This is a genomic window from Nocardia caishijiensis NBRC 108228, from assembly GCF_001612825.1.
Lineage (GTDB): Bacteria > Actinomycetota > Actinomycetes > Mycobacteriales > Mycobacteriaceae > Nocardia > Nocardia caishijiensis.
The window spans coordinates 118,967-141,451 of the sequence record NZ_BDBE01000036.1 but is presented as its reverse complement, the minus strand read 5'-3'; the positions used below and the strand labels follow the sequence as shown (position 1 = coordinate 141,451).

The following is a 22,485-nucleotide window of genomic DNA, read 5'->3' as shown; positions in this document are numbered from 1 at the left end:
AAAAACACAGCCAGTACCTCTGTGGGCGCAATACCAAAAGACCCTCGCGCGACAGATCGGTCAGTTCCGCCGCCGATGCCCACCCGACCGACGCGCCCGCCGAGCGAACCACCGCCCGTCAACCCGATCGAGCGCGATCGACTGACTGAACGCCTTACTGAGATTCTCAGCGGTGAGCACATCCTCGAGCAGCCCCTGCCCGACCACCTCACCCTCCTTGAGCAGCAGAGCATGAGTGAACCCAGGCGGAATCTCCTCCACATGATGGGTAACCAGAACCATCGCCGGTGCGTCAGGATCGGCAGCCAGATCACCGAGGCGTTCGACGAGCTCCTCACGACCACCAAGGTCGAGCCCGGCGGCCGGTTCGTCGAGCAGAAGCAGTTCCGGGTCGGTCATCAGAGCACGGGCGATGAGCACCCGCTTACGTTCACCCTCGGAGAGGGTGCCGTAGGTGCGGTCGGAGAGGTGTTCGGCGCCAAGGGTTTCCAGCATGTCGACGGCGCGTTCGGTGTCGATGTCGTCGTAGCGTTCGCGCCAGCGGCCGAGCACCGCGTACCCGGCCGACACCACCAGGTCGCTGACCTTCTCGTCGACCGGGATACGGCTGGCCACCGCCGCCGAGGACAGGCCGATGCGCGGGCGCAATTCGGTGACGTCGACGCGACCGAGGGTCTCGCCCAACAGGTTCGCCGCCCCGGAGGTCGGATGGACCTCGGCGGCGGCCATTCTCAGTAGTGAGGTCTTACCGGCACCGTTGGGGCCGAGGACCACCCAGCGTTCGTCGAGTTCGACCTGCCAGGTGACCGGGCCGACGAGCGTTCGGCCCGAGCGGCGGATGGTGACGTCGGAGAAGTCGATGAGCAGATCTGGATCGGGTTGCGACACGCGCTCCATCTTGGCCCACGGGGGCCCTCAGCGGAACGACCGGCCCGGCTGGGATTCGTCGGTGCGGTGCCGCACCGTTTCGCGCGACGCGCCGAGGTCGCTGCGCAGCATCCGCGCGGCGAGGAACGAGACGGGCACGGCGAGCACGACCCACACGATCAGGATCACGGCGATCGTCGTCATCATGGCGGAACCTCCGTGTGTCTCTCGCTGCGGACGGGTATCCGATAGGTCTTACCCACTCGATGCCGCCGGTACACCCGAACATCGCGACGACGCGCGCGAACCGCAACGCCAGGCGTCCGATTCCCCGCGCGTGTCGGCCGTTCACGGCACGGCGATCACCGTCATCGAGCCGGGAGCCACCTCGGTGAAACCGGCGTCACGCACGGCGACCGCGCGCCCCGCCGACACCCGATCGACCAGTTCGGCCCAGTGCCAAGGATCGGCATCGCGCACGGCACACCGGAATCCGTGTTCGGCCCAGGTGGCGGCCGCCTCGACCGGCAGGGCACCGGCCAGCAGCATGCTCGCGTGCCCCACCTGTGCGGCCGCCTTGCCCACCGACATCTCCAGGGCGCTGTTCACCCACAGCACCGGCAGGTCGGGGTCGGGCGGGCCCGGTTCGTCGTGTTCGAGGTCGGTGCCGCCGATCTGCAGTTTGCGGATGCGGGGGTCGATGGCGCCGACCGGGCCGGGGACGAAGGCCCGCGCCTGCGCGCCGTCGAGGTCGACGGTCACCCCGTCGACCTCTCCGGCCGCCACCCACTGCGCGCCGCGCGCCCGACGGGCCACCTTCCTGATCCGCGAGCGCTTCCACGCCAGATAGCGCGCTTCCCACTCGCCGCCCGGACCGGATCGCGGGTCGAGGCAGACCGCGACGGCGGCGGCCGCCGCGGCGGCCAGGAGCGCACTGCGCGCGGGTGGGTCGGTCTTCGGGATGTGCAGCACCATCTGCATCGCCTGCACCATGGCCGGGTCGTCGGGGTCGCCGCCCCCGCCGTACCCTTGCGCCAATTCGGCGTGCCGTGCGGCGAATTCGGCCGCCGTGTCGCGGACCTCCACCTCATCCAATTCCGAGCTACCCACACCACACCCGATTCGATCGACGCCACACGTGCGAACCAGCGTAGCGAGCCGGTCGCGTCAGGAGACCTCCACCGTCACCAGGAAGGTGCCCTCCGGTCGGGCAGGTGGTTCCTGCAGCTCTCCGTAGGTGAATTCGACGGTCGTCGTCCCGGTTGACACCGCGCGCAGCGGCCACACCGTCGACCCACCGTCGGCCACGGGCTTCTCGGCGACCAGGATGCCCTCGTCGAGATTCACCGGCTCCCACTCCTGATCCGAGTCGACGGCCTGGGGCAATCGCACCCGCAGTTCCTGTCCGACGTCGAGGGCGATGGTGCGACCGGCGGCCGACTGGTCGACCGTGACGGCCGGTTTCGCCGCCGCCGGGGCGGTGCTCGGCAGGGTGAGTGTCGTCTCGCCGACGCTGTCGGGGATCGGTTCGTCGTCACCGCAGCCGGTCAGCAGCGCGGCGACGACGAACGGGACGAGCAGAGACTTGCGCACGGACACTCCCAACGCCGAAGTTCTTCCTGCGCCGGGATTACCCGCCGTGCGCGAAACTAACGGCCGAGCAGCGGAACTCGGCGCACCCCGCCGTCGCGCGCGTCGGCCGCCTCCACCTCGTCGCGGGTGACGCCGAGGATGAACAGCACCGCGTCCAGGTACGGGTGCGACAGCGCCGTATCGGCCACCTCCCGCAGCGCGGGTTTGGCGTTGAACGCCACCCCGAGCCCGGCCGCGTTGAGCATGTCGATGTCGTTGGCGCCGTCACCCACGGCGACGGTCTGTTCCATCGGCACGCCCGCGTCGGCGGCGAATTTGCGCAGCGCGGTCGCTTTGAACGCCCGATCGACGATCTCGCCGGTGACCCGCCCGGTGAGTTTGCCGTCGACGATTTCCAGGGTGTTGGCCTGCACGAAGTCGAGTTCCAGTTCGTGCGCGAGCGGCTCGATGACCTGCCGGAACCCACCGGAGACCACACCACAGCGGAACCCGAGCCGACGCAGCGTGCGGATGGTCGTGCGCGCGCCAGGGGTGAGTTCGATGCGGTCGGCGACCTCCTCGATCACCGATTCGTCGAGCCCCTCGAGGGTGGCCACGCGCTGACGCAGCGATTCGGCGAAGTCGAGTTCACCGCGCATCGCGGCCTCGGTGACCTCGCGGACCTGCTCCTCGACGCCCGCGTGCGCGGCGAGCATCTCGATGACCTCGCCCTGGATGAGAGTGGAGTCCACGTCGAACACGATGAGCCGCTTGGCGCGCCGGGCCAGGCCCGCGCGTTCCACGGCGATGTCGACCTGTTCGGCGACGGCCACATCGGCCAGCGCCGTGCGCAGTCGCGCATCGGTGTCGGCGCCGGAATCGGCGGCCGAGACCATGAGCTCCATGCCGGTCACCGGGTAGTCGGCGATGCCGCGGATGGTGTCGATATTGGCGCCGAGCCCAGCCAGCAGTCGCGAGATCGCGCTGAAGGCGTGCGCGGTGACCGGCGAGCCGAGCACGACGACGGCGTGGGTCGACATCGGCGGCTTGCCGATCTGCGCGTCGACCGACACGTCGACCTGCATGCCGACGGTGTTCATCGCCTCTTCGAGCTCGTCCTGCAGTGCCTCGGCGTCGTTGGGGCACGAGACCAGCACACCCAGGGTGAGTCGGCCCCGGATGACCACCTGCTCCACATCCAGCAGGCTCACCTGATGCCGCGACAACGCCGCCAGCAGCACCGAGGTGACGCCGGGTCGGTCGGGGCCGGTGACGGTCACGAGAACTGTGGTGTCGGCCAAGTCGATCTGCTCCGTTCGTTTACCCACAAAAAGAGTGTGCACCCGCTGGTCACCCAGCAGGTGCACACCCTGGTCGTTCGGTGGTTCCTTGCTACTTCGTCAGCACGGGCTCGTCGTGGTGGGCGTTGTGCTTGCCCGAGCCCCAACCCACGTGCGCCTCGCGCTTCATGCGCTCGATCATGTGCGGGTAGTGCAGTTCGAACGCCGGACGCTCCGAGCGGATGCGCGGCAGCTCGTAGAAGTTGTGGCGCGGCGGCGGGCAGGTGGTGGCCCACTCGAGCGAGTTGCCGTAACCCCACGGGTCGTCCACGGTGACGACCTCACCGTAGCGGTAGCTCTTGAAGGTGTTCCACACGAACGGCAGCATCGAGGCGCCGAGGATGAACGCGCCGATGGTGGAGATGGTGTTCAGCGTGGTGAAGCCGTCGCTGGGCAGGTAGTCGGCGTAGCGACGCGGCATGCCCTCGGCGCCCAGCCAGTGCTGCACGAGGAAGGTGGTGTGGAAGCCGATGAAGGTGGCCCAGAAGTGCCACTTGGCCAGACGCTCGTCCATCATGCGGCCGGTCATCTTCGGGAACCAGAAATAGATACCCGCGAAGGTGGCGAACACGATGGTGCCGAAGAGCACGTAGTGGAAGTGCGCGACGACGAAGTACGAGTCGGTGACGTGGAAGTCCAGCGGCGGCGAGGCCAGGATGACGCCCGACAGACCACCGAAGAGGAAGGTCACCAGGAAGCCGATCGACCACAGCATCGGTGATTCGAACGTCAGCTGACCGCGCCACATGGTGCCGATCCAGTTGAAGAACTTCACACCGGTCGGGACCGCGATGAGGAAGGTCATGAAGGAGAAGTACGGCAGCAGCACGGCGCCGGTGGCGTACATGTGGTGCGCCCACACGGCGATGGACAGCGCGGCGATACCGAGGGTCGCGTAGACCAGCGTGGTGTAACCGAAGATCGGCTTACGGCTGAAGACCGGGAAGATCTCGGAGACGATGCCGAAGAACGGCAGCGCGATGATGTACACCTCGGGGTGGCCGAAGAACCAGAACAGGTGCTGGTAGAGCAGGATGCCGCCGGTGGCCGGGTCGTAGATGTGGCCGCCCAGGTGACGGTCGTAGGCCAGGCCGAACAGCGCCGCGGTGAGCAGCGGGAACGCCAGCAGCACGAGCACCGAGGTGACCGCGATGTTCCAGGTGAAGATCGGCATGCGGAACATGGTCATGCCGGGCGCGCGCAGGCAGACCACGGTGGTGAGCATGTTGACGCCACCGAGGATGGTGCCGAGACCGGAGACGGCCAGACCGAGGATCCACAGGTCGGTGCCGACACCGGGCGAGTGCAGGATGTCGGTCAGCGGCACGTACGCCGTCCAACCGAAGTCCGCGGCGCCACCGGGGGTCACGAAGCCCGCGGTCGCCATCGAGGCGCCGAACAGGTACAGCCAGTAGCTGAACGCGTTCAGACGCGGGAAGGCGACATCGGGGGCGCCGATCTGCAGCGGCAGGATGATGTTGGCGAAGCCGAACACGATCGCGGTCGCATAGAACAGCAGCATGATCGTGCCGTGCATGGTGAACAGCTGGTTGAACTGCTCCGGCGACAGGAACTGCAGACCCGGACGGGCGAGCTCGCCACGCATGAGCAGCGCCATGAGGCCACCGATCATGAAGAAGCTGATCGCCGTCACCAGGTACATGGTGCCGAGCACCTTGGGGTCGGTGGTGGTGACCGCCTTGTAGAGGAACGAGCCCTTCGGCCCGGTCCGAGCCGGATACGGTCGAGTCGCTTCCAACTGAGGGACTGGCCTGGGCTCTACCGCAGTCACTGATCCTCCTGAAGATGCCTGTACGTCACTCGCAGAGCCGACCGCGCCTCGTACAAGGGCAGCAGACATGCGTTGAAGTGAATCGTAAACCGTGCGGCCGCAGCATTCCGCGCGGGTCCTACTCTGTGTCGTATTCGGCGCGCCGTAGACGCCGATCGCCATCTTCCTCCGCAGGTCGCGCGGGTGCAACGGTTGGCGGGGACAACCTTTCGGGTTCCGGCGCGTCCGATCCGGTTCGCCCACCTTGGGGTGGTATTCGGTCCCCCTCGGAGTGCGTGGCCCACCGCTGGGGTCGCTGTCGGCGAGACCCCCTGGCGACGAGATTGGAGGTGTACCGAAACACCGCTGACAAGCCCTCGAGGGGAATCCGATGAGCACCTTGGTCACCGCACCCGCCGACAACGTCATCCAGCTGCCGCGCCGCGCGAGCGCATCGATCGCCGCCGGTCGGCTGGCCGACGCCGACCTGGACCGCTGGGCCAACCGCCTGGCCCGGCTCCTGCTCGGCCGTGGCGCGAGCGCGGGCGACCGGATCGCCCTCGCGGTCGACCCTCGGGTCGAGGCCGTCGTCGCCGACGCCGCGGTGCGCAAGATCGGTGCCGTCCCGGTGCGTGTCGAGGAGCAGTCCGACACCGGCTTCGGGATCACCACCAGGTCTCGCCGAGCCGAACTGTCCGACACCGTCGACTGGCTGGTCCTCGACGATCGGTCGACCCTGCGGCGCTATCTGGTGAGTTCGGACGCCCCGCTGTCCGGTACCGATCTGCGCGCGGTCTCCTGAACCCATTCCGGTCTGGTCCCCACAGGTTCAGAATGGAACCAGAGCGCAGTACCACGCGGTCGGGGACACCGGGCTCCACCTATGAAAACGCAGGTCAGCTCATGATCCAGTCTTCTTCGCGAGCGTCCGACACCGCGCACGAAGATCCTTTCCCCCTGTCCGCCGCCCAGCGTGGCATCTGGTTCGCCCAGCACATCGCGGGCGATACCCCCATCTCCATCGCCCAGTACGTCGAACTCAGCGGCGCGATCGACCACGCGCTGCTGACCGAGGCCGTGCGACGAACCGGTCGTGAGTTCGGCACCGGATTCGTGCGCCTGGTCGACATCGACGGACAGCCTCATCAGCTCGTCGACCCGACCCTCGAGGCCGACATCGCCGAACTGGATCTGCGCGGCGAACCCGACCCGGAAGCGGCCGCGCACGCCTGGATGCGCGCCGAGTACTCCGCACCGCTGGACATGACGCGGGACCGTCTGGTCCGCCTGGCGATGTTGCGGATCGCCGAGGATCGCTGGTTCTGGTATTCGCGAATGCACCACATCGTGCTCGACGGGATGGGCGCCCTGGCGCTGGTCCAGCGCACCGGCGAGCTGTACAACGCGGCCTTCGAGGGCCGGGAACCGCCACCGGCCAAGGCCGAGCCGTTGCAGCGGATCGTCGAGGCCGATCTGGCCTACCGCAGCTCGGACCGCTTCGCGGCCGACCGCGAGTACTGGCGCACCCATCTGACCGACCTGCCGGATCCCGTCACTCTCGCCGGTCGCGCCGCCGAGGTCGACAGTCATCCCACCCGGGTCGCGGGCGCGCTGCCCGCCGAGACGAGTGCGCTGCTGGATTCGGTGGCCGCCGAGATCAATTCCGGTGTCGCGCCGACCGTGGTCGCCGCCTTCGGCGCCTATCTCGCGGCGATGACCGGCGCGCCCGAGGTCGTCCTGAGTCTGCCGGTGTCCGCGCGGACCTCCGCCACGCTGCGCCGCTCGGGCGGGATGCTGGCCAATGTCGTCCCGTTGCGGGTCGCCCTGGGTCCGACGACCACGGTGGGTGCGGCGATCCTCGCCGTGCAGAGCGAGCTCACCGGTGCGCTGCGGCGGCAGCGGTACCGCCAGGAAGACATCATCCGCGATCTGGGCTGGTCCATGGACGAGGCGGCATCGTTCGGACCGGCCGTGAACCTGATGATGGTCGACACCAAGATCGCGCTCGGCCCGGTCGTCGGCCGTCTGCATGTGCTCACCTCCGGCCTGATCGATGATCTGTTCGTCAACCTCTATCCCGGGATGGGCGGCGAGAGCACCCACATCGATCTCCAGGGCAACGGCAACCTCTACAGCGCGACGGAGCTGGCCGCGCACCACGACCGTTTCCTGCGCTTCCTGCACCGTTTCCTCGCCGCGGGACCCGAGGCCCCGCTGTCGTCGGTGCACGTGCTCGCCGAGGCCGAGCACGCCGCGTCGGTACCCGCGCGTGGCGCGGCCGGGGTGGAACAGCGCACCCTGCCCGAGATCTTGGCCGCGGGTGCCGCGATCGATCCCGACGCGGTGGCCCTGCGCTGGGGCGTGGACGACACGATGACCTACCGCGAGGTCGACGAGTACACGAATCGGCTGGCCCGTGTACTCATCGCGGCGGGTGCGGGACCGGAACACGGTGTGGCGCTGTCGATCCCCCGCTCGGCCGAATCGGTGCTCGCCACCCTCGCGGTCGCCGAGTCGGGCGCGCCCTTCGTCCCGATCGACCCGACCTATCCGGACGACCGGATCGAGCACATGATCGATGACAGCGCGGTGGTCATCGGCCTGACCACCACCCAGGCGCGAAAGTCCCTGCCCGACAAGGTCGTCTGGCTCTGTCTCGACGACGAAGCCACCACCGGCCGCGTCACCGCGCAGCGGGCAACGAGGATCACCGACGACGACCGAATCGCCGCGATCCATCCCGATCAGGTCGCCTACGTCATCTACACCTCGGGCTCGACCGGACTGCCCAAGGGTGTGCTCGTGTCGCATCGCGGGCTGGCGAATCTCGCCACCGGATCGGGTGCCGGTTTCGGTGTCGGACCGGGTTCGGTTGTCGCGCATGCCGTTTCCCCGAGCTTCGACATCTCGGTGGAGGAGATCCTCGTGACGTTCGCGGCCGGGGCCACCCTCGCTGTCGTACCGCCGTCGGCCTACGCGGGCGAGGACATGGCGCAGGTCCTGCGCGCGCACCGGGTGACCCATCTGAACGTGACCCCGGCGGTCGTCGGTTCCCTCGATCCGGCGACGCTGCCCGACCTGGGCACCATCGTGGTCGGCGGCGACGCCTGCCCGCCCGAGCTCGTGTCGAAGTGGGCCGGGCGCAGGCTGCTCAACGGCTACGGCCCGACCGAGACCACGGTCACCGCCACCCTCAGCGAACCGCTGACGCCGGGCGGCCCGGTCACCATCGGTGGTCTCGCTCGAGGGGTGACCGGGCTGGTGCTGGATCCGTGGTTGCGGCCGCTCGCCCCGGGCGCGGTGGGTGAGCTGTATCTGTCTGGCCCCGGCGTGGCGCGTGGTTACCACCGGCGCGGTGGTCTGACCGCGAGCCGCTTCGTCGCTGACCCGTACGCGCCGGGAGCGCGCATGTACCGCACCGGCGATCTGGTGCGGTGGACCGCCGACGACGGCCGGTTCACCCTGGAGTACCAGGGCCGCAGCGACTTCCAGGTGAAGGTCCGTGGGTACCGGATCGAGCTCGGCGAGATCGATGCCGCGCTGCAACGGTTGCCCGCCATCGATTTCGCGATCACCCTCGGTGTAGAGGCGCCGTCCGGTGCCACCGCTCTCGCCTCTTACATCACCGTCGAACCGGGTGCCGATGTCCATCCCGAGGCGGTCAAAGCCGCTGTCGGCGAGACACTTCCGGCGTACATGGTGCCCGCCTCGGTGATCGTGCTCGACCGGGTGCCGCTCACTCCGCTCGGGAAGGTGGACCGCAAGGCCCTGCCCGCACCGGATTTCGGTGCCCGCGCCGTGGCGCGCAGAGCACCGTCCACACCGCGCGAGGAAGCCCTGGCCGCCCTGTTCGCCGAGGTGCTCGGCGTGGACGCGGTCGGGGTGGACGACAGCTTCTTCGCGCTCGGCGGTGACAGCATCGTCTCGATACAGCTGGTCTCGCGGGCGAAGGCGGCGGGAATCGCGTTCAGCGCCCGTGACGTGTTCGAACGCAAGACCGTGGCCGCGCTGGCCGCGATCGCGGGCGACACCGAGGCCACCGTGGTGCACGAACTGCCCGGCGGCGGTGTCGGCACGGTGGAGCTCACGCCCATCGTGCACGCCATGATCGAGCACGGTGAGCCGTGGGACCGCTACGGCCAGGCCGTCCTGATCGGTCTGCCCGACGGCACCCGGCGCGAGACACTCGCCGCGGCGCTCGGCGTGCTGATCGATCACCACGATCTGCTGCGGAGCTCGCTGCGCGGCGCGGACGACGGCTGGGAATGGGTTGTCGCCGAGCCGGGTTCGATCGATGCCGACACCGTGATCGAGGTGGTGCGGTGCGAGACCGGCGAGGCTGTCGACCGCGCGTCGCAGGACGCGGCGGACCTGCTCGATCCCGCCGCCGGTGCCGTGGTGCGCTGCGTGCTGATCGAACGCCCTGATGCCGCCCCGCTGTGCTGGCTCGTGCTCCATCACCTCGTCACCGACGGCGTGTCCTGGCGAATCCTGTTGCCCGACTTGGCGACCGCCGCCTTCGGTGGCACGCTGGCTCCGGTCGGGACGTCCTTCCGGCGGTGGGCACACGCCCAGGCCGATCAGGCTGTGCCGCGGGCCGACGAGCTGCCCGTCTGGCAGCGGATCGCGGCCACTCCCGACCCGGCGTTCGGCCGCGACACCTTCGATCCGGCACGCGATGTGGTCGCGACCATGGCTCAGCTGCGATCGACCCTCCCCGCCGAGGTCGCGCACGCGGTACTCACCACCGTTGCCGAGCGATTCCATTGCGGCGCCGACGATGTGCTGCTGGCCGCCCTCACCATGGCGGTGTGCCGTTGGCGCGCGCGCACGGGCACACTGCTGACCCTGGAAGGTCACGGCCGCCGCGAATCCCTGCTGCCCGGTGCCGATATCGGCCGCACCGTCGGCTGGTTCACGACCGTCTACCCGGTCGCGATCGACCTGGCGGGCATCGACCTGGACGACGCGTTCGCGGGCGGCGGCTCGGCGGGCTCGGTCGTCAAGGCGACCAAGGAGCAGTTGCGCGCCGTCCCCGACCGGGGTGTCGGCTACGGACTGCTGCGGTACCTGAACACCGAGACGGCCCCGGCCCTCGCGGGCGCGCCGACGCCCCAGCTCAGCTTCAACTATCTCGGCCGCGCGGTCACCGGCGAGGACCCCTGGCTGCCGCGCCGCTTCGCCGCGACCAACGACGATCACGCACCCCTGGCCGCTGTCGTGGATGTCAACGCCGTGCTCACCGACGCGGGGCTGGAGGTCACCTGGGCATACGCGGGCAGGCTGCTCGACGAGGCGGACGTACGGGAACTGAGCGAGCTGTGGTCACAGGCGCTCGACGCGCTGGTCGACCATGCGCGCACCGACGGGGCAGGCGGGCGCACACCGTCGGACTTCGCGCTCGTCGCGGTCGAGCAATCCCAGATCGACACCTGGGAGACGACCTATCCGGATCTCGCCGATGTGTGGCCGCTCTCGCCGCTGCAGTACGGGCTGCTGTTCCACGCGCTCTACGACTCCGACACCGCCGACGGCTACACCGTCCAGTCTCTGCTCACCCTGGCGGGCACCGTCGACAGCGCCCGTCTGCGCCGCGCGGCGCAGGCGCTGGTCGACCGGCACGAGAACCTGCGGGCGGCGTTCGTCGAAACCGCCGACGGCCCACGTCAACTGGTCCGCGCCCACGCCGAGATCCAGTGGAGCGACGTCGATCTCACCGATATCGCCGAGGAACAGCGGGCGCGCGAGCTCGACCGGATGATCGAACTCGACGCGCTCACCCGCTTCGACCTCACCCGTCCCCCGCTGCTCCGGTTCACCCTGATCACCACGGCACCCGATACGTACCGCCTCGTGATGACCAACCACCACCTGGTACTCGACGGCTGGTCGACACCCCTGCTGGTCCGTGAACTGCTCGCCCTCTATGTCACCGCGGGCGACGCGTCACCGCTGCCGCCCGCGCGGTCCTACCGCGAATTCCTGTCCTGGCTCGCGGAGCGCGACGCCGAGGAATCGCTGCACGCGTGGACGCGGTCGCTGGCCGGGATCGACACCCCGACCCGCGCGGTCCCCACCCTGGTCGGGATCGAGTCGACCGAGACCGCCATGATCTCGCGCGACCTGCCACGGACCACCGTCGCCACCCTCGAATCCGCCGCCCGCGCCGCCGGGGCCACGGTGAACACCCTCGTCCAGGTGAGCTGGGCGCTGGTGCTGGCCATGCTCACCGGCCGCACCGATGTGGTGTTCGGCAGCACGGTGTCCGGTCGCCCGCCGGAGTTGCCCGGCGTCGAGGAGATGGTCGGGTTGTTCATCAACACGCTGCCGGTGCGGGTGACGCTCGACCCCGGTGAGCGGGTCACCGATCTCCTGGCGCGCGTGCAGGCCGAGCAGGCGAGCCTGATGGATCATCAGCATGTCGGGTTGGCGGACATCCACCGCGCTGTCGGCCTGGCCGAATTGTTCGACACACTCACGGTTTTCGAGTCCTATCCCATCGACCGGACGGCCTTGTCGCAGGCCCTCGACATCGCCGGGATGCGCGTGCTCGAGGTGGAAGGTACCGACGCCACCCCGTACCCGCTGAACCTCATGGTGATTCCGCTGCACGGCGAGGACGGTTCGGGCGACACCTTGCGTATCACCGTCAAGTTCATGGCCGACCAGCTCGAACACAGTGCGGCACAGTCTCTTCTGGACCGGTTCGTCCGGCTCCTCGGTGCGCTCGCCGAGAATCCGGATCTCCCGGTGGCCCGCCTGCACCAGTGCGACGACGACGAAAGAGCGCTGCTCGCACCGGTGTACGGCGCCCCGGCGCTGCCGATGCGCGCCCTGCCCGACGTCCTGACGGCGGGCGCCCGCATCGACCCCGCCGCGATCGCGGTCAGTTCCGGCGACCTGCGGATGACCTACGGCGAACTCGACGCCTGGTCGAACCGGTTCGCGCGGGTCCTGCTGGGCCGGGGCATCGGGCCAGAGGTGTTCGTCGTGCTCGCCCTGACTCGATCCCTGGAGTCGGTGGTCGCGGTGTGGGCACTGGCCAAGACGGGCGCGGCGTTCGTCCCGCTGGACCCCAGCTACCCGGTGGAGCGCATCGAACACATGCTCGCCGACTCCAAGGCACCCATCGGTGTCACTGTCACCGAGACCGGCGAGACCCTGCCGGGATCCATCGACTGGCTGCTGCTGGACGACCTGAACACCCTGCGCCGGGCCATGCTGGTGTCGGACGCGCCGATCACCGATGCCGAACGCGGCGGCCCCCTCGACATCGACCACACCGCCTACCTGATCTACACCTCCGGTTCGACCGGCAAACCGAAGGCCGTGCTGCTGAGTCATCGCGGTCTGGCCAATCTCGTTGCCGCCCAACGGGAGATGCTCGCGCTCGATCCGTCGGCCAGCGCCTTGCAGGTGGCGTCCCCCAGCTTCGACGCGTCGGTCTTCGAAATGCTCACCGCGCACGCGGCGGGTGGACGGCTCGTGGTGTCCCCGCCGGAGGTGTACGGCGGCAGCGAGCTGGAGACGTTGCTGCGCACCGAACGCGTGACCCACGCGGTGATCACGCCGTCGGCCCTGGCCACGATGGAACCCACCGGTCTCACCGACCTGCGGGTGCTCGCGGTGGCGGGCGAGGCGGCCACCCCCGAGCTCATCGAGAAGTGGGCGCAGGGCAGGCGCATGGTGAACCTGTACGGGCCGACCGAGTTCAGCATCTGGGCCACCGGTCCCGCCGAACTCGTGGCCGGTGCGCCGGTCACCATCGGTGGTCCGATTCGCGGTGCTGCGGTGGTGGTGCTGGACAGCTGGTTGCGACCGGTTCCGGTCGGTATCGCCGGTGAGCTGTACCTGTCGGGACCCGCACTGGCTCGCGGCTATTTCAACCGCTTCGAGATGACCGCCGGTCGCTTCGTCGCCGACCCGTTCGGCGCACCCGGCGAGCGGATGTACCGGACCGGCGACATGGTCCGGTGGGTGACCGACGGGGACGACCAGCTCACGCTGGAGTACCTGGGCCGCAGCGACTTCCAGGTGAAGATCCGTGGTCTGCGCATCGAACTCGGCGAGATCGACGCGGTGCTCTCGCGGGACGAGGAGGTCGACTACGCCGTCACCATCGGACGCGAAGGACCGGCGGGTGCGACCGTACTCGTGTCCTATGTGCTGCCCGTCCCGCATGCCGACCTCGACACCGAACGGCTGCGGGCGCGGGTCGCGGCGGAACTGCCCGGTTACATGGTGCCCGCCTACGTCGTCGTGCTCGACGACATTCCGCTCACGCCGGTCGGCAAGTTGGACCGCAAAGCCCTTCCGGTACCGGACTTCTCGGCGGCTCGACAGGCGTATCTGGCGCCGCGCACGCCCGTCGAACACGCCGTCGCCGAGGTGTTCGCCGAGGTGCTCGGTGGCGAGCGGGTAAGTGTCGACCAGTCGTTCTTCGAGCTCGGCGGCAATTCGCTGAGCGCGACCAAGGTGGTGGCGCGGGTCAACGCGGCGCTCGGCTCGACCATCGCACTGCGTGATCTGTTCGACGCGCCGACGGTGGCGCAGCTGTCCGCACGGGTGGTACCCGCCGCCGAGGGCAGCCACGGACGGCCAGCGCTCGCGTCCCGGGTGCGCCCGGATCGTGTCCCACTGTCCCCCGCCCAGCAGCGCATGTGGGTGCTCAACCAGCTCGATCCGACCTCGTCGGCCTACAACATCGCGATCGCGCTTCGCCTCACCGGAACCCTGGACGTCGCGGCCATGCGCGCGGCCCTCATCGACGTGATCGACCGTCAGGAAAGCCTGCGCACCCGCTACCCCGCCGACGCCGAGGGCCCGCGTCAGGTCGTCGTCGGTATCGACACCGCCACGCCGGTGATGCCACTGATCGAGACCGAAGACGGTGCCGCACTGCGTGATCGGATCAACGAGCTGGCGGGCACCGGATTCGACCTCACCCGCGAGGGACCCCTGCGCGTCGGACTGTTCGCGGTTCGTCCTGCCGCCGTGAACCGAGATCAGGACTCCGAACCAGTTCACGGGGCGCTGTCGGATTCGTCTCCGGCCATGCCACAGCGCCCTTCCGCGCACACGCAGAGCGCTGGAGCTGACCGTTCGCCTGCGTCTGGCAACGAAACCGCTGACGGTGCGACCGACCACGTCCTGGTTCTCGTGGTGCACCACATCAGCGCCGACGGTGCGTCGATGGCGCCCTTGGCCGCCGACCTGGTCGCCGCGTATTCGGCCCGAGTGTCCGGCGCTACCCCCGACCGACCACCGCTCGCGGTCCAGTACGCGGACTTCGCGCTGTGGCACCGCGAACTACTCGGCTCACCCGCGAGCCCGGAATCCATTGCCGCCCAGCAGGTTCAGTATTGGCGCGAGACTCTCACCGGTGCGCCGGACGCTCTGGAACTCCCCTCGGACCGACCACGACCCGCCGTGCAGACGATGCGCAGCGACGACGTGGAATTCGGCATCGACCAGCAGACGCACCGTGCGCTGATCGATTTCGCCGCCGCGCAAAACGTGAGTGTCTTCATGGTCGTCCACGCGGCACTGGCGGTCCTGTTGGCCCGGCTCGGCGGCACCGACGACGTGGTCGTCGGCACCCCTGTCGCGGGCCGGGGCGAGGCGGCCCTCGATGACCTGGTCGGGATGTTCGTCAATACCCTCGCCCTGCGCACCTCGGTCGACCCCGGCACCGATTTCCGGCAGCTGCTGGCCGCCGTGCGCACCGCTGACCTCGACGCGTTCGCCCACGCCGACGTGCCGTTCGAACAGCTCGTCCAAGCCCTCGACCCCACCCGATCCACCGCACATCACCCCCTGTTCCAGGTGTCGCTGTCTCTGCAGAACTTCGTGGAGCCGGTCCTCGAGCTGCCCGGCCTGCGCTTCGAGATCGAGGATTTCGACCGGCGCTCCTCGGCCTTCGACCTCACCCTCGACCTGCGCGAACGCTTCACCGACTCCGGTGCGGCGGGCATCGACGGGGTCCTCACCTACGCGACCGACCTGTTCGACCCCGCCACCGTCACCTCGTTCGCCGAACGCTGGCGCCGCGTCCTCACCGGCGTCCTCACCGCACCCGACACTCCCCTGTCCGATATCGACATCCTCGCCGAATCCGAATACGCCGAACTGGTCCCGGTCCGCGGCGCCGCCACTACGGGAACAACGACTCTCGCCCACCTGCTCACCACCACAGCGGCCACGTTCCCCCACCGCCCTGCCCTCGTCTCCGCCGCCCAGCACAGCGCGGCGCCCACCCGACCCAGCGCACCCACCGCGCTCCCGGGCACGACGACGTATTCAACCCTCGATGCCCGCTCGAACCAGCTCGCAAGACTGCTCATCGAGGCCGGTGCGCGCACAGAAACCGTTGTTACCCTTGGCCTTCCGCGCTGTCCGGAACTACATCTCGGCATCTGGGCGTCGGCGAAAGTGGGGGCGGCGTTCCTGCCGATCGATCCGAAGCACCCCGCGGATCGCATCGAGCACATGCTCACCGATTCCGGTGCGCGGGTGGGCATCACGCTCGCCAAGTACCGAACGGCGCTGTCGGACTCCGTCCGGTGGCTTGTCCTCGACGACCCCGACCTCGCCAGGCGCCTGGACGACGCCGCGGACACCGCGCTCGACAATCTCCCGGCGCCCATCAGGGTCGACAACCCGGCCTGGATGATCTACACCTCCGGGTCCACCGGCACCCCGAAGGGCGTCACCGTCACCCACCGTGGCCTGGCCGATCTGGTCGCCTCCCAGCGCGCCGATCTGCGTTTGGACGAGCACGCCCGCGTCTTGCAGGTCGCCTCACCGAGTTTCGACGCCTCGATCTTCGAGGAGCTGATGGCCTTCGGCCGCGGCGCCGCCTCCGTCATCGCCCCGCCGGACGTGTTCGGCGGCGCGCCCCTGGCCGAACTCATCGCGGCCGAGGGCGTGACCCACATGGTGATCACCCCCTCGGCACTGTCCACCGTCGATCCCGCCGAGGTGTCGAGCGTGCGGGTCCTCGCGGTGGCAGGCGAAGCGGTCGGTCCCGACCTGGTCGCACGGTGGTGCGGTGGCACCGACGGGCGGACGATGGTCAACCTGTACGGCCCGACCGAATACACCATCTGGGCAACGGGTTCGGGCCCGCTGTCGGCGACGGAGCCGGTCACCATCGGCACCCCGGTGCGCGGCGCGGCGACACTCGTCCTCGACGACCGGCTCACGCCGGTGCCGGTGGGCGTCGCGGGAGAGCTCTACCTCACGGGTACCGCTCTGGCGCGCGGCTACCACGCCAGGCCGGGGTTGACGGCGGCCAGGTTCGTCGCCGACCCGTTCGGCGCGCCCGGTGACCTGCTCTATCGCACCGGCGATCTGGTGCGCTGGACCCGTAGCGCGTCCGGGCTCGCCCTGGAGTACTTGGGTCGCACAGACTTCCAGGTGAAGGTGCGCGGTCAGCGGATCGAACTCGGCGAGATCGATGCGGTTCTCAGCGGCATCGAAGGCGTGGAAGTCGCTGTGACACTGGGTGTTCCAGGTCCTACCGGAGCCACCGCGCTCGCCGCCTACCTGGTGCGCGTGCCCGGCACCGAACTGGACGTCGACCACGTCCGTGCCCTGGCGGCCGACACGCTGCCCGCGTACATGGTGCCCGCCGCCTTCGTCGTCCTGGACGAGATCCCGGTCAACGCGGTCGGCAAACTGGACCGAAAGGCACTGACCGCACCGGTTTTCGTTTCCGAGGAAGCACCGTACCGGGCGCCGGAGACACCGACCGAAAACGTGTTGGCCGAGGTGTACGCCGAACTACTCGGCCGCGCCCAGGTGGGGGTCGACGACTCCTTCTTCGCGCTCGGCGGCGACAGCATCCTCGCGATCCAGCTGGTGACTCAGGCCAAGCTGCGCGGTGTGCACTGCACACCACTGCAGGTGTTCGAACACCGCACCGTCGCCGCGCTCGGTGCCGCCGTCGACGCCGTCGACACCGTCGAAGCGCTCGCCGAACTGCCCGGTGGTGGCATCGGCGACCTCCCCCTGACCCCGATCGTGCGCTACATGGTCGAACGCGGCGGAAACTTCGACCGGTTCGCCCAGACAGCGGTTCTCGAACTGCCCGTCGGCATCGACCGGGCCGCACTCGTCGCCACGCTCACGGCCGTGATCGACCGGCACGACATGCTCCGATCCCGGCTGTGGGCGGACGCGGACGGCTGGCGGCTACAGGTCGCCGAGCCGGGATCGGTGCCGGTCGACGCCCTGGTGCACCGCACCGCGTTCGACACCGGCGCCGACCCGGTCGATCTGCGGGAATTCGCGCGGACCGAACTCGACACCGCCATGAACCGGCTGCACCCCGCCGACGGCGTCGTGCTGCAATTCGTGTGGCTCGACCCCGTCGGCGACGCCGGTTCGCACACCCGGCCCGGTCGCCTGATCGTGGTGGCCCACCACCTCGCGATCGACAGCGTGTCGTGGCGAATCCTGGTGCAGGACTTGATCGCAGCGTGGGCTCAGGTCGGCGCGGGCACCACCCCGGTGCTCCCCGAGATCGGTACCTCCATGCGGCGCTGGTCGCATGCCCTCACCGAACAGGCCGAATCCGAACGACGCGAAACCGAACTCGGCTACTGGCTACAGGTGGTGAACGGTCCCGATCCGCTGCTCGGCGCGCGCCACCTCGATCCGGTGATCGATCAGGCACACACGGTGCGCCGATTCGGCATCGAGCTCGACGAGGACACCACGACCGCCCTGCTCACCACCCTGCCCCGACTGTTCCAAGGGACGGTCACCGACGCACTGCTGGCGACCCTCGGCCTCGCCCTCGTGCGGTGGCGGCTGCGCCGCGGCGTCACGGAACGATCGGCGCTGCTGCGGCTCGAAGGGCACGGCAGGCAGGAGGAGATCGTGCCGGGCGCCGACCTGTCACGCACCATCGGCTGGTTCACCAGCCTGTACCCGGTCCGGCTCCGCCTGGCCGACATCGATGTCGACGAGGCTTTCGACGGCGGTCCGGCGATGGGTGCGGCCATCCGCGCGGCGAAACACGACCTGCTGTCGGTGCCGGACAAGGGCATCGGCTTCGGAATGCTGCGCTACCTGAATCCCACCGCCGCACAACAACTCCCGGCTCGACTGCCGGGACAGATCTGCCTGAACTACCTCGGCAGGCACACCTCCGCCGAGACGCCACCGGGCCTCGAAGGTCTCGGCTGGCTGCCCACCGACGCTCTCGGCGACCTCGACGCCCCCGAGCACCAGGACGTGCCGATCATGTCGGCCGTCGACATCAACGCGATGGTCAGCGGTGACCGCCTGCAAGCCGAATTCGGTTACGCCGCAGAGCTGCTGACCAGTCGCGACGTCACCGAGCTCGCCGACCTGTGGGCCGAGGCGATGCGCGCGGCCGCGCGCTTCGCCGAAACCCCCGCCGCCCGAACCGCTTCGGCGGACGAAGCAGCCGCGATGACTGCCCGCACCGCACCGGCCGAGACCGGGCCGACGGGCCTCGGCCTCGACGTCCTGCTGCCCATCCGACCCGACGGCGACCGCCCCGCCCTGTTCTGCGTCCACTCCTCCTCCGGAATGTCCTGGAGCTACCTGGGTCTGGCCGAACAACTGCGCCCGGGACGCCCGATCTACGGCCTACAGGCACCGGATCTGAGCGGCCGGGAACCCTCGGCTCGGTCGATCGAGGAATTCGCCAACCGCTACGTGCGCGAGATCCGCGCCGTCCAGCCGACCGGCCCGTATCACCTGCTCGGCTGGTCCTTCGGCGGCCTGATCGCCCACGCCATGGCCGTCGAATTGGCCACGGCGGGTGAACGAGTCGGGGTGGTCGCGCTCCTGGACACCGACACCGCCGACATCGACGGCGACACCATCGAGCGCCTGTCACCCGGCGCCTTCATCAACACCTTCGGCGCGATCTTCGGCATCGACGACGTGCCCGCCACCGCGACGGCACAAGAGGCGGCCGACCTCATCACCGCGCGGCTCGGCGGCGTCGAACTCGTCGACGCCGCGACCATCGAGCGGATGGCGGGCTCCTACAACGCCTCCGCGGGGACCAGAACCGGCTACCGGCGCCCCGTCTACCAGGGCGATGTCCTGTACTTCAGCGCCACCGTCGACCCCGCCGAATGGATGGGGCCCGACGGCTGGCGTCCCTACGTGACCGGCGACATCGCCAACCACGACGTCGACGTGTCCCACGACGACCTGACCAACCCCTACGCACTGTCGGTCATCGCGCCGGTGCTCGACGATCACTTGGAAGCAGGAGACCGGACATGAGTGTTCGACACACCGCCGTACAGAGCCCCCCGCGCACCGACACCGGTGGCGTCGTCGTGGAGGGGATCGAGAAATCGTTCGGGGAGGTGCACGCGCTGCGCGGCATCGACTTCGAGGCCGCGCCCGGACAGGTGCTCGGCATCCTCGGCCCCAACGGCGCGGGCAAGACGACCATGGTGAACGTCCTGTCCACCCTGGTCACCCCCGATCGTGGCCGGGCGAGGGTCGCCGGACACGATGTCGTCGCCGACCCGGCGGCGGTGCGCAAACGGATCATGCTCACCGGCCAGTACGCCGCGCTCGACGACATGCTCAGCGGCTACGAGAACCTCGTGATGTTCGGCAGGCTGATGGGTCTGCGCAAGTCCGCCGCCCGCGCCAGGGCGAGCGAACTGATCGGCGAATTCGATCTCGACCAGGCCGCCGATCGACGCGTCGGCACCTACTCCGGCGGCATGCGGCGGCGCATCGACATCGCCTGCGGGCTCGTGGTCCGGCCCGACGTGGTGTTCCTCGACGAGCCGACCACCGGTCTCGACCCTCGCAGCAGGCAGGGCGTGTGGGACCTGGTGCGCAGCTTCAAGAACGCGGGCATCACCACCCTGCTCACCACCCAGTACCTGGAGGAAGCCGACGCCCTCAGCGACCGGATCATCGTGATCGATCGAGGTGTGGTGATCGCCTCTGGCACCGCCGACGAGCTCAAACACCGCACCGGCGGCAGCTACTGCGAGATCGTGCCGCTGGATCTGGTGGAGCTGCCCGCGATCGTGGCGGCGCTGGGCTCGCTGCTGCCCGCCGAGCACCTGGCGGCCCTCACCCCGGACTCCGATCGCATCACCATCCCCGCCCCCGACGGCGCGAAAACACTCGCCGAAGCCCTGCGTCGGCTCGACAGCGCCGGGATCGAACTCGTCGACATCGCTCTGCGACGGCCCTCCCTCGACGACGTGTTCCTCCAACTCACCGGTCACCTCGCCTCGGCCGAGCCGACCCCGCAGGTGATCTCATGACCGCCACCGCCTGGCAGACGCACTGGCGTGCCGCCCCGAACACCCTGCAGCAGTGGTGGGTACTGACCACCCGGCTGATCGTGCCGTCGGTCAAATCCGGCGAGGTGCTGGCCTCGCTGCTGGCACCCGTGGCCTTCACCGCCAGTTTCTACATCCCGCTGAAGACCGTGATGACCTTCTCCGGCAACGGTTTCAGCAGCTTCGCCCAGTACATGATGCCGCTGGTGATCCTGCAGGCGGCGGCGTTCACCGCCATCTCGGCGGCGTTCCGATCGGCCTCCGATTCCGTCGCCGGGATCGACCGCCGTTTCGCCTCGATGCCGTTGCGGCCGCTGGTTCCGGTCGCGGCCAGAATGTCGGGCAACTGCTTCCGGCTGCTGCTGTCGCTGGCGGCGGGCATCGCGGCCGGGTACGTGATCGGGTTCCGGTTCCGGCTCGACGCCGCGCACACCCTCGGGTTCCTGGCGTTCTCGCTGCTCATCGGCCTGGCACTCACCCTCGGCGCGGACGTGATCGGCACCATGTCCCAAAGCCCGGAGGCCACCACGCAGGCACTGATGCTCCCGCCGTTGATCTTCGGCATGCTCTCGACGGGACTGGCACCGGCGAGCCAGTTCCCGTCCTGGATCCAATGGTTCGTGCGCAACCAGCCCATCTCCCAGTTCGCGACGGGACTGCGTGCGCTCGCCGGGGACACCACGGCCGATACGGGGGCGGTGAGCTGGTCGCTGATGGGTCCGTCGCTGCTGTGGCTGGCCGCGATCCTGCTGATCTGCGTACCGGCGGCGATCCGGCTGAGTTCGAGGAGGGCGTGATGACATCGCAGTCGGAGACATCGCAGTCGGAGACCTCACCGGTCTCGCTGATCCGGCACACGGCGATCCAGACCCAGCGCCTGCTGCTGCGCTGGACACGCAGCCCGATCACCCTGCTCGAGACGCTGTTCATCCCGTGCCTGCTGCTCGTCATGCTCGACATCGTGGTCGGCGGCCAGATCGCGCGGTTCACCGGCGAGGACGCGCTCTACGGCTCGGTGCCGATGGTCGCGCTCGTCGGGGCGCTGTCCGGTGCCGTCGCGAGCGGGGTGCTGCTCGGGCGCGAACGCGACGCCGGGCTGCTCGCCCGCTTCTGGGTGCTCCCGGTGCACCGGGCCTCCGGTCTCGCCTCGCGCATCCTCGCCGAGGGGTGCCGCATCCTGCTCGGCACCGTCACCGTCGTGATCGTCGGCGTCCTGCTGGGGTTCCGCTTCCAGAACGGACCACTGGCCGCGATCGCGTTCCTGCTGGTCCCGGTGCTCTTCGGGCTCGCCTTCGCCACGGTCGTCACCGCCGTCGCCGTCTACACGGCGAAGGCCTCCCTGGTGGAGGGGATCACGATCCTCACCTCGCTGATGATGTTCTTCAGCACCGGATTCGTCCCACTCGTCGCCTTCCCCACCTGGATCCAGCCGATCGTCCGCAATCAGCCGATGTCGATCGCCGTCGACGCCATGCGCGGCCTCGCCGATCACGGTCCCGTCGCCCGGCCACTGCTGCTCACCCTCGCCTGGTCGGCCGGTGCTGTTCTGCTGTTCGCCGTGCCAGCCGCCGTCGGCTTCCGTCGGGCCAGCCGCCGCTGATCCGGGGTCGAGACCCGCCGATGACTTTTC

General features: G+C 69.2%; 11 protein-coding genes. 5 read left to right on the top strand and 6 right to left on the bottom strand.

All coding sequences use genetic code 11. The features are described from left to right. Positions 1-60: 60 nt before the first annotated feature. The 6 genes from NC7_RS20280 to ctaD form a co-directional block, all read right to left on the bottom strand. Entirely contained in the window at positions 61-897 is an 837-nt protein-coding gene (locus NC7_RS20280) for an ABC transporter ATP-binding protein (protein WP_067985442.1), read from the bottom strand. 18 nt (positions 898-915) lie between these two features. Continuing rightward, positions 916-1,074, bottom strand: a complete 159-nt coding sequence (locus NC7_RS29270) for a hypothetical protein (RefSeq protein WP_157102100.1) — start codon at positions 1,072-1,074, stop codon at positions 916-918. A 141-nt stretch (positions 1,075-1,215) separates the two neighbouring features. Further along, positions 1,216-1,977, bottom strand: a complete 762-nt coding sequence (locus NC7_RS20275) for an aminoacyl-tRNA hydrolase (protein WP_067985440.1) — start codon at positions 1,975-1,977, stop codon at positions 1,216-1,218. Positions 1,978-2,034: 57 nt separating this feature from the next. Next, entirely contained in the window at positions 2,035-2,460 is a 426-nt protein-coding gene (locus tag NC7_RS20270) for a protease inhibitor I42 family protein (protein ID WP_157102099.1), read from the bottom strand. Between the two features lie 56 nt (positions 2,461-2,516). Further along, complete coding sequence (gene serB / locus NC7_RS20265; RefSeq protein WP_157102101.1) at positions 2,517-3,746, bottom strand: phosphoserine phosphatase SerB; 1,230 nt, start codon at positions 3,744-3,746, stop codon at positions 2,517-2,519. 85 nt (positions 3,747-3,831) lie between these two features. Further along, entirely contained in the window at positions 3,832-5,571 is a 1,740-nt protein-coding gene (ctaD, locus tag NC7_RS20260; RefSeq protein WP_067985436.1) for an aa3-type cytochrome oxidase subunit I, read from the bottom strand. Between the two features lie 370 nt (positions 5,572-5,941). Here ctaD and NC7_RS20255 point away from each other — a divergent pair, with 370 nt between their 5' ends. The 5 genes from NC7_RS20255 (at position 5,942) to NC7_RS20235 (ending at position 22,455) form a co-directional block, all read left to right on the top strand. Continuing rightward, positions 5,942-6,352, top strand: a complete 411-nt coding sequence (locus NC7_RS20255) for an AMP-binding protein (protein WP_067985435.1) — start codon at positions 5,942-5,944, stop codon at positions 6,350-6,352. 101 nt (positions 6,353-6,453) lie between these two features. Continuing rightward, the gene (locus NC7_RS20250; RefSeq protein ID WP_067985432.1) at positions 6,454-19,824 is read left to right on the top strand and encodes a non-ribosomal peptide synthetase; all 13,371 of its coding nucleotides are present in this window, start codon (positions 6,454-6,456) and stop codon (positions 19,822-19,824) included. Further along, positions 19,821-20,837, top strand: coding sequence for a daunorubicin/doxorubicin resistance ABC transporter ATP-binding protein DrrA (locus tag NC7_RS20245; protein ID WP_067985430.1), 1,017 nt, complete (start codon positions 19,821-19,823; stop codon positions 20,835-20,837). Before NC7_RS20250 ends, NC7_RS20245 begins: the two co-directional genes overlap by 4 nt. Next, complete coding sequence (locus tag NC7_RS20240; protein ID WP_067985427.1) at positions 20,834-21,652, top strand: ABC transporter permease; 819 nt, start codon at positions 20,834-20,836, stop codon at positions 21,650-21,652. Before NC7_RS20245 ends, NC7_RS20240 begins: the two co-directional genes overlap by 4 nt. Continuing rightward, positions 21,652-22,455, top strand: a complete 804-nt coding sequence (locus NC7_RS20235) for an ABC transporter permease (RefSeq protein ID WP_067985426.1) — start codon at positions 21,652-21,654, stop codon at positions 22,453-22,455. Before NC7_RS20240 ends, NC7_RS20235 begins: the two co-directional genes overlap by 1 nt. The last annotated feature ends 30 nt before the right edge of the window (positions 22,456-22,485 follow it).

Coding starts and splice junctions, on each gene's coding strand:
- NC7_RS20245 (WP_067985430.1), top strand. CDS start 19,821: ATGAGTGTTCGACACACCGCCGTACAGAGCCCCCCGCGCACCGACACC.
- NC7_RS20250 (WP_067985432.1), top strand. CDS start 6,454: ATGATCCAGTCTTCTTCGCGAGCGTCCGACACCGCGCACGAAGATCCT.
- NC7_RS29270 (WP_157102100.1), bottom strand. CDS start 1,074: ATGATGACGACGATCGCCGTGATCCTGATCGTGTGGGTCGTGCTCGCC.
- NC7_RS20255 (WP_067985435.1), top strand. CDS start 5,942: ATGAGCACCTTGGTCACCGCACCCGCCGACAACGTCATCCAGCTGCCG.
- NC7_RS20280 (WP_067985442.1), bottom strand. CDS start 897: ATGGAGCGCGTGTCGCAACCCGATCCAGATCTGCTCATCGACTTCTCC.
- NC7_RS20240 (WP_067985427.1), top strand. CDS start 20,834: ATGACCGCCACCGCCTGGCAGACGCACTGGCGTGCCGCCCCGAACACC.
- NC7_RS20235 (WP_067985426.1), top strand. CDS start 21,652: ATGACATCGCAGTCGGAGACATCGCAGTCGGAGACCTCACCGGTCTCG.